The following is a 12,763-nucleotide window of genomic DNA, read 5'->3' as shown; positions in this document are numbered from 1 at the left end:
CCCTTCCCCATTTCCCCCGTGTGCTCTGTGTCCCCCGACAGCCCCCGGCCCCCGGCGCCCGCGGCACCGTGCGGAGGCGGCTCACCGCATGGACGCGACGGCCCACTCCGCGGCCACCGCCAGGGCGACCCCCGTACCGAGCACCGCGGTGGCCACTCTCGTACGGCCCTGTCTGCTCAGTACCAGCGCGCTGCCCGAGAGGATCAGCGCGATCCCGTAGAAACCCATCGTCAGGACCGAATGGGTGGTGCCGAGCCGCAGGACGAGCGTCAGTCCCACCGCGATCATGATGAACGCGGAGAGCGCTATACGGACATGACGTGCCTGACGTGGTGTGAGCCCCTGCCGCTCCGGGCTCGAATTGGCTTCTGACATGATCGGAAGACTAATCGGAACACCGTCCGTCCCGTCCCCGCTCAGGCTGCCGGGTCCGAGGGCCGTGATGTCCGCCGTTCCCGGTTTTTCATGCGTACGCATGCGCGATTCCCCGCCCCTAGGCGGGCCCGCCGACGCCGACGGCCCACAGGGGTGCGGTCCCGGTCAGCTGGCAGGCGTTGAGATAGAGCGGAATCGGCGGTGTGTAGGGACTGTCGTCGTCGGGCCAGCGGATGAGCTGGGGGTTCGCGGTCGGTACATATGCTCCCTTGGCGTAGTGCGAGGGCAGTGGCCAGGTCAGCTCCTGGTCGGAGCCGGCCGGGACGATCCACCACCACCATTCGGAGTCGGCGAAGACACAGCCGTTGCGCGGGAGACGCCCCAGCAGCCGAAAGCCGTAGCGAGCGGGCACCCCCACGGCGTCGCAGCCCAGCGAGGGCACGAGCGTGGGCGGCAGATCGAGCCTGGTCAGGCCGTTTCTGTCGGAGTGGCGCCCGCCCAGGGAGAACAGCGTCGACAGGTGCTTCAGCATGGCCTCTCCGATTGCCGAGGGAAGTTCGCGCCGTACGGAACGTCCGTATGCGCCAGCTCCGCCCAGACGATCCGGCCGGTGCCCTGCTGTGTCGTATGGGCCCCCCAGGAGGCGGAGACCGCCTCGACGAGCAGCAGTCCCCTTCCCCGCTCCTCGGCGGCCCTGGTGTGGCACACATGGGGGCCGGTGGGCGCACAGCCCTGGTCCCGCACGCTTATCCGCAGGTTCTCGATGCCGTTGAGCAGTTCACAGGAGACCAGGTGGCTTCCGCTGTGCACGACGGCGTTGGTGACCAGTTCGGAGACCACCAGCATCGCCGTGTCATGGACATCGCCGCCTATGCCCCAGCAGTCGAGCCGGTCACGGGCGAGCTGTCGTGCTTGGGAGACGTACTCAACGCGCGCCGGCAGCTCGAAGCCGTACCGGTGGTGGTCGACCCCCGAGCACGGGTCCAAGAGTGGGGCGTGGAGCGCGTCACGGTTCACCTGACCACTGTCGCGCTGAAATGGACAACTTGGCAAGACCCACTCTGAAAAATTCAGAGTGGGCATATTCATCGATGCTGCCGCGTGGCACACTGCTCGCAAGAAGTTCGTGGGGAGGTCTTGAAGTGAGTGAACCGCGGTCCGCCCCCACAGTGGGGCAGGTCGTCCTCGGCAAGCGCTTGCAGGATCTGCGTGAGCGTGCCGGGCTGCGGCGTGAGGAGGCCGCGAGTGTCCTTCGCGTGGCCGCGGGCACCATTCGCCGGATGGAGACCGCCGAGGTCGCGCTGAAGATCCCGTACGTCCAGCTGCTGCTGGGCGCGTACGGGATCGGTGAGGACGAGGCCCGCGGTTTCATCGAGCTGGCCGAGGAGGCCAACAAACCGGGCTGGTGGCAGCGCTTCCACGATGTGCTGCCGGGCTGGTTCAGCATGTACGTCAGCCTGGAGGGCGCGGCCAGCCTCATCCGTGCGTATGAGCCGCACTTCGTGCCCGGACTGCTCCAGACGGAGGAATACGCTCGGGCGATCATGCTCAGCGGAGCCGTCGGCCAGACCGATCCCGAGGACATCGAGCGCCATGTGGCGCTGCGGATGGAGCGGCAGGACCTCATCACCCGACCCGACGCACCCAAACTGTGGGTGATCATGGATGAGACGGTGTTCCGGAGACCCGTCGGCAACGCGGACGTCATGCGCGGTCAGATCGACCGCCTGCTCGAAGGCGCTCAGTTGCCCCATGTCACTCTGCAGATCGCGGAGTTCGCGTCCGGGCATCACCCCGGCACCTATGGGCCGTTCGTGCTGTTCCGGTTCGCCGTCCCCGAGCTCCCGGACATGGTCTACAGCGAGTATCTGACCGGCGCGGTCTATCTCGACGCGCGACCCGAGGTCGCCTCGCATCTGGAGGTTCTGGACCGCATGGCGGCCCAGGCCGCGACTGCACAACGCACGAAGGAGTTCCTCAGGGATCTCCGCAAGGAGCTGTGAATGGATCACATATACAACGGCATGCCGGCCACCGAGCTGGGCGATGCGGGCTGGCACAAGCCGTGGAGCGGCGGGAACGGCGGCAACTGCTTCGAGACGATGAAGCTCGCGGACGGGCGGGTGGCGGTGCGCCAGTCGGCCGACCCGGGCGGTCCCGCGCTGATCTACACACCGAGCGAGATCGCGGCCTTCATCCAGGGGGCCAAGGCCGGGCAGGCGGACTTCCTGCTGACCTGATCACCCCCGGCGTGCGTTTGCCGTGATTCCGGTCGGCCTACGAGTACAAGCCGCGTCCGTCTCATCCGCGCACGGCGTCTTCATCCACGTTCGTCCACGCACGGGTCCCGGTCGGCTCAACCCGCCCGGAACATCTCTGTCTCGCACCGGAAACCTCCGGTAACCCACCCGGACGTCCTCGCCTGAGGTCCACCGGGCCGGTACCCGGAACGCAGCACCAGCCGATACACATCAGTCACACCGGACCACCCGGAATCATTCGGAAGACGGCGTGCGGGTACCGATCCCGCACGCCGTCGTCGTCCTCGGCCAGGTCAGGGGCGCGGCGGCACCAGGGTGGCGAGGAACGCTCTCGGCGCCGAGACGTTGCCCGCCGTGTCCATCGTACGGTACTCGATTGTATGCGTACCGTAGTCGGGGGTGCCATCGTCCCATGGCACCGCCCGGGTTGTCCCGAGCTTTCCGTACACCAGGCCGTCGATGACCGTGCCGCCCGGTGTGAAGCGGTAGGGGGCGTCGGCGTCGGTCGGCCAGCCGTAGTACGTCTGCCAGCCGTCGCCGTTCACCCGGAACTGCGTCACCACCGGCCCGTCCCGGTCGTCGCGGGCGGTCAGCTTCATGGTGAACGGGCCGTCGTACACATACTCCACCGGCCTCCCGGGCCGGGACACCGTGCGCAGCGGCCCCGACAGCGTGGCCTGGGCGACCGCGGGGGTCGCGTCGACCGTCCAGCTCAGCGTGGTGCCCGTACCGGCGATCCGGGCCGTCAGCCGGTGGCTGCCGGGGCGCAGCCGCAGCGCGCCCAGATCGAGATCGCGGTCATTGCCGGGGTTGGCCACCGGACGTCCGTCGATGGACCAGCGGACGGCGGGGCTCCGGCCGCCGGGGTGGGTGGTGTCGGCGTACACGACACCCTTCGCGCCGACCGGCTCCCGGGTGTCGGTGTGCCCGGTGAAGGCGGCGGGGACGGGCGGCGCGGCGGCGGTGGCTGCCGTGGCTGCCGTGTTCACGGTCTTCACGGTCCAGGTGACCGTGCGGGTCATGGCCGAGGAACCGCGGATCGCCGGGTCGCGGACGAACGGCGTCGGGTCGGTGACCGTCGCCGTCAGCTCATGGACGCCGTCCCGCAGCCGCAGCCGCCGCAGATCCACACTGCGGGCGTTCGCGGTGTGCCGCAGCCGGCGGCCGTCGAGCCGCCACACGACATCGAGTTCACCGCCCACCGGATGCAGGGTCTCGACCCATACGGTCCGGTCGGCGCCGACGGGGGAGGTGTTCGGGGTGTGGTCCTGGACGGGGTTCACCCTGGCGGCGAGCTTCTGCACCATGACCTCGCGACCGATCTGGTCGAAGGCGTAGCCGAGCGTCTTCATGATCGAGTGCTTGCTGGGCCGCCAGATGCCCTCGGTGGCGTACAGACCGCCCTCGTACCGCCCGATGACCCCGCCCGACTCGCTGCGCTCGCCCAGCCAGCGCCACCACTTGGCGCGCTGCCCGCGCATCTGCTCGGCCGTGAGCACGGTGTGGTGGGCGGAGGCGGGCTCACGGCCGCCGTACCGGCCGCCGGGGACGCCCCGCGCGTAGTAGTCGTACTCGTCCTGGAGTCCGCCCAGCGAGTGCCCGATCTCATGCGGGGTGATCAGCGACGAGAGGGCGTTGCCGCCGGACGCGGTGGCGTAGGTGCCGCCCGCGCCGCCGTAGGTGCGGCTGTTGGCGAGGGCGACGATCTGCCGGTTGCGGGCGGTGGTACCGGGGACGAGCCCGGCGAGCGCGTTCGCCGCCGCGCTGTCCACCGTCAGCAGCCGCTGGACGCTGCCGGGGTCGCAGCCGCCCCAGAAGCCCATGCCGAGCGCGGTGTCCCGGCGCGGGGAGTCAAGACCCGGATCGCAGTCGACGCCCGACTCGGCGGACGGCACCTCCACCGCCCACACATTGATGTACGAGCGGTAGGACGCGAAGGGCTCGATGGACCAGAGCACCTGTAGATGCCGGTCGACATCGGCGCGGAACGCGGGCAGTTCGGCGGCGGTGTAGCCGTCGCCCATGACGACGAGGTTGAAGCGCCTGTCGGCGGGCCCCGTGGACTGGACGGGGACGACGGTGGCGGCCCGGTCCGGTGCGGTCGGCCCCGACGCGGTGGCGGGGGGCGCGGCGCCCAGCAGACAGCCGGCGAGGAGCGCGCCCGCGGTGGCGAGCAGCGAGAATCTTCGAGGGCTCGAAGTGAACATGTCGCTGGAGCGTAGGGCGGGGCCAACGGTGCGTAAAGAGCGCGGAGTTGCCCCCGTGGCCGCTTTCCGCCCCAGGCCCCACGCCCTGGGTGTCGTCGCGGCGGGCGTTGTCAGTGCCCTGCCCTATCGTGGGTGGGGAGTCGATCTCCGGGGACGGGAGGGGGACGCGAGATGGTGGACATGCGGGAATCGGGGGAGCCGCCCGTGGGCGGTTTCGTGCGGGACGGGGCGTGGATCTCCGTGCCGCGACGGGAGAGCGCGACGGCCGCCGCGCAGGCGCTCGTCGTCGTGGACGCGCAGCGGGCGTTCGTGTCGGGGCCCGGTGCCGTACCGGACGCGGACCGGATCGTGGAGCGGCTGGGGCTGCTGCTTGAGCGCGCCCGCGCGGCCGGCGCGCTGGTGGCGCATCTGCGCAACGACGGCGAGCCGGGCGCGGTGGACGAGCCGGGCACGCCCGGATGGGAACTGCGGCTGCCGGTACGGGAGTCGGCCACCGAGCACATCGTGCCCAAGCGGACCGACGACGGCTTCGATGGGACCGTGCTGGGCGCCCTGCTGGAGAAGCACGCCGTGCGGCGGGTGGTGATCGCCGGGGTGCTCTCGGAGATGTGCGTCAGCGCCACGGCACACGCCGCGATGGCGCGCGGCCTGACGGTCGTCCTGCCGCACGACGCCCATGGCACCTATGCCCTGGACGACATCCCCGCGTCCGTCGTCTCCCGGGTCGCCGAGCACGCGCTCGGCTCCGACCCCGAGTTCGTCCGCACCGCGGACGGAGTGCGGTTCACGGGGACCGCGCCGGACTGAACGACCGCGCGCTCGCCCCCGGCCGGATCGAGTAGGGGTTCCGCCACGGGGGCGTCGGGCGGAGTGGTGGACCGAAGCGTACGGGCGGAAGCGATCAGGGGGACGATCGGTGCGGGGACGACGGCTGCTGGGGTACCGCGACGCGGTGGCGATTCTGACGGGGGACGGCGCCGGGCTCGCGGCGGCCGACCGGGCGCTCGGCGGCGCGCTCAACCTCGCCACCGGCGGGGTCAGTGACGCCGTGCTCCATGTGCTCGACGCGCGCGGCCGGATCCTGCGCCTCGGGCGCGATCTGACGGCCGGGCTGCGGTCCGGTCTGACCGGGACCGATCGCGCGACGCGTACGGAGCGGATCGCGGCGGCCCACACCGTCCTGGTGGTCACCGCCTACTTCGACGCGCTGGGCGAGGTGGAACTGCCGTTCCGGCTGGCTGAGCTGGAGCTGACCCGGGACGAGCAGATCACCGTCTTCGACGGGTCGGCGGGCGGCAGCCTCTTCGAGATCATGCTGCCGATCGCCCCCTCGCACCCATCACCCGACCTGCCGTACGAAAGCGTCCTGCGCGATCTGGAGACGGCGTACGAGCGGGCCACCCACCGACTCCAGCTCTTTCTCGCCGGACTGGCCGTCTGGGAGCGGCTGGACCCGGCCCGCCGCACGGCCGCCACGGCGGCGCTCGCGGACGGGCCGCTGCCCCGGCTCGCGGTCGAGCGCTACGAAGAGCTGTACGCCCAGCTCGCCCTGGAGGTACCGGAGTTCGGCTTCTGGTCCGGGCAGGCCGAGCACCGGGCCACCCGGGTCGTGGTGCGCCGGGCGCTCACCGGCATAGAGACCGCGCTCGCCGGACTGACCGCGGCGGCGTCCCTGCACCGGGCCGCCGCGGCGCTCGCCACCGGCTACCGCGCCGCCCTGCCCCGCGCGATCCTCTCCGAGGGGCGGGCCCCCTCCGGAGTGTGCATGCCCACCCTCGGCGAGGGATACGTCGACCCCGACTTCCGGGTCCGCGCCGTCGCCGAGGAAGCGCACGGACCGGCCGAGGAGGGCTGGTGGGAGCCCGCGCCCCTGCGCTCCGACCTCACCGAGTACCTCGCGGGCGTCCTCACCACGGTCGCCTCGACCACCGCGCCCCTGGTCGTCCTCGGCCAGCCCGGGGCCGGGAAGTCGGTGCTGACCAGGATTCTCGCGGCCCGGCTGCCCGAGGGCGGCTTTCTGCCCGTCCGCGTCGTCCTGCGCGAGGTCCCCGCCGACCTCGACATCCAGGACCAGATCGAGCACGCCGTAAGGACCGCGACCGGCGAGCGGATCACCTGGCCCGAGCTGGTGCGCTCGGCCCCGGGCGCGGTGCCCGTCCTGCTCCTCGACGGCTTCGACGAACTGCTCCAGGCCACCGGGGTGAGCCAGTCCGACTTCCTGATGCGGGTGGCGAGCTTCCAGGAGCGCGAGGCGGACCAGGGGCGGCCCGTGTACGCGCTGGTGACCAGCCGCACCGCCGTCGCCGACCGGGCGCGCTACCCCGACGGCTCGGTCGCGCTGCGCCTCGAACCCTTCAGCCGCCCCCAGATCGAGCGCTGGCTCGATCTGTGGAACCGCCTGAACGAACCCTCCCTCACCGGGCGGGGTCTGCGTCCGCTGCCCGCCCATGTCGCCAACGGCCACCAGGCGCTCGCCTCCCAGCCGCTCCTGCTGCTGATGCTCGCCCTGTACGACGGCGCGGACAACGCCCTCCAGCGCGGCACCGGCGGCGGTGAGCCGCTCGGCGAGGCGGAGCTGTACGAGGAGCTGCTGACGTCGTTCGCCGTACGCGAGGTGCGCAGATCGGCCCCGGAGTGCACGAACGCCGAACTGCGGGAGCGGGCGGACGAGGAGTTGCAGCGGCTGTCCCTCATCTCGTTCGGGATGTTCAACCGCCGCCGTCAGTGGATCACCTCGGCCGAGGCGGAAGCCGATCTGACGGCGCTGATCGGCCGCCCCGACCCCGTACAGGACGGGTTCCGTGCCCCGCTGGGGCAGGGGCAGCTGGTGCTGGGCCGGTTCTTCTTCGTCCAGCGCGCCCAGGCGATCCGTGAGGAACAGCGGCTGACGACCTATGAGTTCCTGCACGCCACCTTCGGCGAGTACCTCGTCGCCCGGCTCGCCGTCCGGCTCCTGGGGGCGCTGCTCGACCAGCGCCCGGCGCTGTCGGTCGGTCGGGCGTCCGTGGACGACGACCTGCTGTATGTGCTGCTGTCGTACGCCCCGCTCTCCTCCCGGCAGATCCTGCGCTTCGTCCACGCCAGGATCACCCTGCTGCCGACCGACGAGCGCCGTCGGCTCGGTGAGCTGCTGATCACCGCGATGGCCGACCACCGCAACCGCACCGAGCACCGGTACACCGACTACCGGCCCGCCGTCCGGGCCACCTCCTCGCGCCACGGCATCTACTCCGCGAATCTGCTGATGCTCACCCTCCAGGTCACCGGGGGAGTCACGGCGGGCGAGCTGTTCCCCGGCGCGGAGAAGCCCCCGGCGCTCTGGCACCGGCGGGCACTGCTGTGGCGGGCCGCCTTCACCGAGCCGGAGTGGATGGACTTCGCGATGGCCCTGGACGTCCGCCGCGTCTGGAGCGGGGAGCGGCAGGATCTCGATATCCGGCCGGCGGTGCTCGGGATCGCACGGTCCGTGGATGTCCACTGGCTCTACGGCGCTCGCGCGAACGACGAGGCCATCGCCAGGGGATTCAGCTGGGTCCGGCCCAACCCGGACCAGATCCGGCACAAGATGGCGGTGTCGGGCGGCACCGACGACACCATCGTGCTGCACATCGCCGACCCCTTCTTCAGCTGGCTGGCGCCCGCGGTCACGACCTTCGTCGACACCCCGCACTACGCCGGTACCTCCGTCGCACACGGTCTCGCGGCGCTGTGGCTGGCGAGCAGCCTCCGCAGCTCGGCGGCGGCGGTCGTCGGCCCGTCGCCCGACGTCGTCGCGCTGTACCGGCACTGCACCGCGTTCGTCGGCACGCCCGGGCTCGACGGCCCGACCAGGTACCGGGTGATCCGGCTCATCCTCGGGCAGCTGGTGACCGATGCCGCACGGCTCCCGGCGGACGTGGTGTACGACCTGCTGGCCGCCATGAACCCGCTGGACCTCGACGGGGAGTGTCTGGAGCTGCGGACCCGGGCCGCGCTGAGCGCGCTGGGGCAGCGCGGCGAAGCGGGCAGCCACTGGGCCGTCGCGCGGGCCTATGTGGACGATCTGGCCCGGACCCATCCCGCGCGGCTGCTCTCCATCTGGTCCCCGGAGCAGTACCCGGAGGCCGCGCGGCGGCTCATCCTCTTCCAGGCGATCGCCCAGGTGCTGGAGTCCGGGTCCGAGGACGCGCTGCGGGGTGTGCCGCCCCATGTACTGGCCCAAGCGCGCCGGTTCGCCGCGGACGGCCGCCCGGCCGGGGACCCTGACCCCGGCCGAGGGCCCTGACCCGGGGCAAGGTCCTGACCCGGGCCGGGGCGATCCGGGGCCGGGTGACTTCGACCGGGCGATCCCGGCCAGGGCTGTCCCCGGCCCCGGCCGCCCGGGGAGCCGACCGGAGGGCGCCGCCCGGGAAGAGCGGCAGAATGGAGGTATGTCCCGACGCACCTTCCGCCCCGGGCGCACCGCCGCCCCCGTGCTCACCCCGGCCTCGCCGTGCCCCTGCGGTCTCCCCGCCGCGTACGGAGAGTGCTGCGGGCGCTTCCACGCGGGCGAGGCCGCCGCGCCCACCGCCGAAGCGCTGATGCGCTCCCGCTACAGCGCGTTCGTGGCCCATGACACGGCCTATCTGCTGCGCACCTGGCACTCCGGCACCCGGCCGCCGCACCTGGAGCTGGACGCCGCCACGCACTGGACCGGTCTGGAGATCCTCCAGTCCATCGACGGCAGCCCGTTCCACTCCTCGGGCATCGTCACCTTCCGCGCCCGCTACCGGCACCACGGCAAGCGCGGCGAGCTGCATGAGCGCAGCACCTTCGCACGGGAGAAGGGCGCATGGGTCTACGTCGAGGGCACCTTCATCGACTGACCGGCCAGGCCACTGACCAGCCCGGCTGAGCCGGCCGGACCGACCGGACCGGCCGGCGCGACCGGTGGCGGGGGCCTCAGTACGCGTGCTTCGGGCTGATCACCAGGCCGGGGTTGTAGGCGGCCAGCACCTTGTTGGCCCGCGCCAGCGCCGAGAGCGCCTGCTCCCGGTCGGCCCGGTCCTGATGGCCCAGGGGACCGCGGAACCTGCCGACCTCGCGCATCGCGCAGTCCGCGTCGATCTCGGCCCGGAGTACATGGCCCGGCATACAGGAACCGATCAGCACGGCCACCCGGTCGGGGATCGGCACGGGGACGAGAGGCGAGGTGGTCACGGCGATAGTCCTTGTCTTCTGCGCTGTCGGGCCGCCGGTCATCCGGCCGGGCCCACCCCTCCAGGTGTAGCGGACGGGTTTCCGCGTACGTCGGCGGGGATGTCTCTGTGCGGCAACCGTTTCGGGACGCCCAGGATTTCCGGGGGCGGACCGGCGCGGCGACCTCGCCGCCCGTATCCCGGTCGAGTGACCGGAACAACGGTGCCGTACGAGGGGGTCCCTGCCGGTTGGTGCCTTGCGGCTCGCCCGGGCCATGGCCTTCGACGGCACCGGCGACACACCTTACGCGAAGGGCGGGCGGGCACTCGAATCGATCGCGCCCGCGCTCACCGTCCCGGGGGCGCCAGCACCTCGGACAGGTCGTAGCGCACCGGCTCCTCCAGCTGCGCGTAGGTACAGCTCGCGGGGTCGCGGTCCGGGCGCCAGCGGCGGAACTGGGCCGTGTGCCGGAACCGGTCGCCCTCCATATGGTCATAGGCGACCTCGACCACCCGCTCGGGCCGCAGCGCCACCCACGACAGATCCTTCTTCCCGGTCCAGCGGCTCTGCGCACCGGGGAGCCGGGCCGATTCATGGGCGCTCTCCTGGGTCCAGGCCGCCCAGGGGTGCCCGTCCGCCGGTTCCATCCGCAGCGGGGCCAGCTCCTCGATCAGCTCCGCGCGCCGTTTCATGGGGAAGGCCGCGCAGACGCCGACGTGCTGAAGGGCGCCGGAGCCGTCGTACAGACCGAGCAGCAGGGAGCCGAGCACCGGTCCGCTCTTGTGGAGGCGGTATCCCGCCACGACGGCATCCGCCGTGCGCTCATGCTTGATCTTGAACATCAGCCGGGCGTCCGGCCGGTACGGCAGATCCAGCGGCTTGGCGATGATCCCGTCGAGCCCGGCGCCCTCGTACTGCTCGAACCACCGCTGGGCGAGGTCCGGGTCCGTGGTGGCGGGCGCGAGATGTACCGGCGGGCGGGCATCGCGCAGTGCGCCGGTCAGCAGGGTCCGGCGCTCGGAGAGCGGGGTGTCCAGCAGGGAGCGGTCGCCGAGCGCCAGCAGATCGAAGGCGACGAAGCTCGCCGGGGTCCGCTCGGCGAGCATCCGTACCCGGGAGTCGGCGGGATGGATGCGCTCGGTGAGGCGGTCGAAGTCGAGCCGCCCCTCATGGGCGATCACGATCTCGCCGTCCACGACACAGCGCTCGGGCAGTCCGGCCGTGAGATCGGCCGCCAGCTCGGGGAAGTAGCGGGTGAGCGGCTTTCCCGTCCGGGAACCGATCACCACCTCCGCGCCGTCGCGGTGGACGATCGCCCGGAATCCGTCCCACTTGGCCTCGTACTGCATGCCGGGCGGGATCTTCTTCACGGACTTGGCGAGCATCGGTTTCGTGGGCGGCATCACCGGGAGATCCATAAGGAGATTGTCCGGTATGCGAGTGATGTCGGCACGACATACGCTGACCCACATGGCTGGAGCGGTGGAACTCGACGTGGGGGAGCGGACCGTGCGCGTGTCCAATCCCGACAAGATCTACTTTCCCGAGCGGGGCTACACCAAGCTGGACATGGTGAGCTACTACCTCGCCGTCGGCGACGGCGTCACCCGCGCCCTGCGGAACCGTCCCACCACCCTGGAGCGCTATCCCGGCGGGGTGACCGGGGACTCCTTCTTCCAGAAACGCGCTCCCAAGAACCTCCCCGACTGGATTCCCACCGCCCACATCACCTTCCCCAGCGGCCGGTCCGCCGACGAGATGTGCCCCACGGAACCCGCGGCCGTCGTGTGGGCGGCCAATCTGGGCGCCGTCACCTTCCATCCCTGGCCCGTACGCCGCGACGACACCGACCACCCCGACGAGCTGCGCATCGACCTCGACCCGCAGCCCGGAACCGACTACGCCGACGCCGTGCGCGCCGCCCATGAACTGCGCGCCGTCCTCGACGAGGCGGGACTGCGCGGCTGGCCCAAGACCTCCGGCGGGCGCGGACTCCATGTGTTCGTGCCGATCGAACCGCGCTGGACCTTCACCCAGGTCCGGCGCGCGGCCATCGCCTGCGGGCGGCTGCTGGAGCGCCGGATGCCGGACCGGGTGACCATCAAGTGGTGGAAGGAGGAGCGCGGCGAGCGCATCTTCGTCGACTACAACCAGACCGCCCGCGACCGGACCATCGCCTCGGCCTACTCCGTACGGCCACGGCCGCACGCCCCGGTCTCCGCGCCCCTGCGCTGGGAGGAGATCGACGACGCCGTCCCCGAGGACTTCGACATCAGGACGATGCCCGTCCGCTACGCCGAGGCCGGCGATGTCCACGCAGATATGGACGACCACCGTTTCAGCCTGGACACCCTGCTGGAGGCGGCCCGCCGGGACGAGGCGGACCACGGCCTCGGGGATCTGCCCTACCCGCCGGAGTACCCCAAGATGCCGGGCGAGCCCAAGCGCGTCCAGCCGAGCCGCGCGAAGGCCACGGAGTAGCGGCGGGCCTCGGGCGCCTGCCCCTGCCCTCTGGGCCTCCCCTTGCGAGGCCCTTGCCCGGCGCGGGCTCTCGCCGGCCCCGCGCCTCAATCGCCGGCGGGGCTGGGTTCTGGCCCCGGGCCTGGATCGGCGGGCGGTGGGGCCGGAGGTGATCGGGGTCGACGCACTGGCCCGGGGGTGTGTCGTCGGCTGGGGCGCGGGAGAGACAAGCCTGTCCGGCGATTGAGGAGCTGGGGGTACCTCCACGCCCGCAAGGGCGTAGGGGGCGGTCCGGGGCAGAGC

At 71.7% G+C, this 12,763-nt stretch carries 12 protein-coding genes; 6 read left to right on the top strand and 6 right to left on the bottom strand.

Annotated elements, in window-relative coordinates:
• Nucleotides 1-81: 81 nt before the first annotated feature.
• From ACWF94_RS17860 to ACWF94_RS17850, 3 genes are all read right to left on the bottom strand, one after another.
• The gene (locus ACWF94_RS17860; protein ID WP_453488627.1) at nt 82-375 is read right to left on the bottom strand and encodes a hypothetical protein; all 294 of its coding nucleotides are present in this window, start codon (nt 373-375) and stop codon (nt 82-84) included.
• Between the two features lie 118 nt (nt 376-493).
• A complete protein-coding gene (locus ACWF94_RS17855) occupies nt 494-907 on the bottom strand; it encodes a hypothetical protein (protein ID WP_453488624.1) in 414 nt (137 codons plus the stop codon).
• The gene (locus ACWF94_RS17850; RefSeq protein ID WP_453488621.1) at nt 901-1,392 is read right to left on the bottom strand and encodes an ATP-binding protein; all 492 of its coding nucleotides are present in this window, start codon (nt 1,390-1,392) and stop codon (nt 901-903) included. The genes ACWF94_RS17855 and ACWF94_RS17850 overlap by 7 nt, the downstream gene beginning before the upstream one ends.
• A 125-nt stretch (nt 1,393-1,517) precedes the next feature.
• Here ACWF94_RS17850 and ACWF94_RS17845 point away from each other — a divergent pair, with 125 nt between their 5' ends.
• Nucleotides 1,518-2,378: a helix-turn-helix domain-containing protein gene (locus tag ACWF94_RS17845; protein WP_453488618.1), complete on the top strand. Its 861-nt coding sequence runs from the start codon at nt 1,518-1,520 to the stop codon at nt 2,376-2,378.
• Nucleotides 2,379-2,615 (top strand): DUF397 domain-containing protein, encoded by a 237-nt coding sequence (locus ACWF94_RS17840; protein ID WP_453488615.1) that lies wholly within the window; start codon nt 2,379-2,381, stop codon nt 2,613-2,615. It abuts the gene before it with no gap.
• 314 nt (nt 2,616-2,929) lie between these two features.
• On the opposite strand, the gene ACWF94_RS17835 is transcribed toward ACWF94_RS17840, so the two are convergent.
• Complete coding sequence (locus ACWF94_RS17835) at nt 2,930-4,843, bottom strand: M64 family metallopeptidase (protein WP_453488612.1); 1,914 nt, start codon at nt 4,841-4,843, stop codon at nt 2,930-2,932.
• A gap of 204 nt (nt 4,844-5,047) precedes the next feature.
• Here ACWF94_RS17835 and ACWF94_RS17830 point away from each other — a divergent pair, with 204 nt between their 5' ends.
• The 3 genes from ACWF94_RS17830 to ACWF94_RS17820 all read left to right on the top strand — a co-directional run bounded on the left by ACWF94_RS17830 (nt 5,048) and on the right by ACWF94_RS17820 (nt 9,687).
• Nucleotides 5,048-5,650, top strand: coding sequence for a cysteine hydrolase family protein (locus tag ACWF94_RS17830; RefSeq protein WP_453488609.1), 603 nt, complete (start codon nt 5,048-5,050; stop codon nt 5,648-5,650).
• Between the two features lie 109 nt (nt 5,651-5,759).
• Nucleotides 5,760-9,107, top strand: coding sequence for an NACHT domain-containing protein (locus ACWF94_RS17825; RefSeq protein WP_453488605.1), 3,348 nt, complete (start codon nt 5,760-5,762; stop codon nt 9,105-9,107).
• A 145-nt stretch (nt 9,108-9,252) separates the two neighbouring features.
• Nucleotides 9,253-9,687, top strand: coding sequence for a YchJ family protein (locus ACWF94_RS17820; protein WP_453488602.1), 435 nt, complete (start codon nt 9,253-9,255; stop codon nt 9,685-9,687).
• Between the two features lie 76 nt (nt 9,688-9,763).
• Here ACWF94_RS17820 and ACWF94_RS17815 read toward each other — a convergent pair whose 3' ends face one another.
• Both ACWF94_RS17815 and ACWF94_RS17810 read right to left on the bottom strand, forming a co-directional pair.
• Complete coding sequence (locus ACWF94_RS17815) at nt 9,764-10,063, bottom strand: hypothetical protein (protein ID WP_453488599.1); 300 nt, start codon at nt 10,061-10,063, stop codon at nt 9,764-9,766.
• Nucleotides 10,064-10,347: 284 nt separating this feature from the next.
• A complete protein-coding gene (locus tag ACWF94_RS17810) occupies nt 10,348-11,418 on the bottom strand; it encodes an ATP-dependent DNA ligase (protein WP_453488596.1) in 1,071 nt (356 codons plus the stop codon).
• A gap of 52 nt (nt 11,419-11,470) precedes the next feature.
• On the opposite strand from ACWF94_RS17810, the gene ligD reads away from it, so the two are divergent.
• The gene (gene ligD / locus ACWF94_RS17805) at nt 11,471-12,481 is read left to right on the top strand and encodes a non-homologous end-joining DNA ligase (RefSeq protein ID WP_453488593.1); all 1,011 of its coding nucleotides are present in this window, start codon (nt 11,471-11,473) and stop codon (nt 12,479-12,481) included.
• Nucleotides 12,482-12,763 lie beyond the last annotated feature (282 nt).

It is taken from the genome of Streptomyces sp. NPDC055078 (genome assembly GCF_053607985.1).
This window is presented reverse-complemented; position numbering and strand designations above follow the sequence as displayed.

Excerpts from the sequence above, each read along its gene's own strand:
- ACWF94_RS17860 (WP_453488627.1), bottom strand. The coding sequence starts at position 375 with ATGTCAGAAGCCAATTCGAGCCCGGAGCGGCAGGGGCTCACACCACGT.
- ACWF94_RS17855 (WP_453488624.1), bottom strand. The coding sequence starts at position 907 with ATGCTGAAGCACCTGTCGACGCTGTTCTCCCTGGGCGGGCGCCACTCC.
- ACWF94_RS17840 (WP_453488615.1), top strand. The coding sequence starts at position 2,379 with ATGGATCACATATACAACGGCATGCCGGCCACCGAGCTGGGCGATGCG.
- ACWF94_RS17835 (WP_453488612.1), bottom strand. The coding sequence starts at position 4,843 with ATGTTCACTTCGAGCCCTCGAAGATTCTCGCTGCTCGCCACCGCGGGC.
- ACWF94_RS17820 (WP_453488602.1), top strand. The coding sequence starts at position 9,253 with ATGTCCCGACGCACCTTCCGCCCCGGGCGCACCGCCGCCCCCGTGCTC.
- ACWF94_RS17815 (WP_453488599.1), bottom strand. The coding sequence starts at position 10,063 with ATGACCGGCGGCCCGACAGCGCAGAAGACAAGGACTATCGCCGTGACC.
- ACWF94_RS17810 (WP_453488596.1), bottom strand. The coding sequence starts at position 11,418 with ATGGATCTCCCGGTGATGCCGCCCACGAAACCGATGCTCGCCAAGTCC.
- ligD (WP_453488593.1), top strand. The coding sequence starts at position 11,471 with ATGGCTGGAGCGGTGGAACTCGACGTGGGGGAGCGGACCGTGCGCGTG.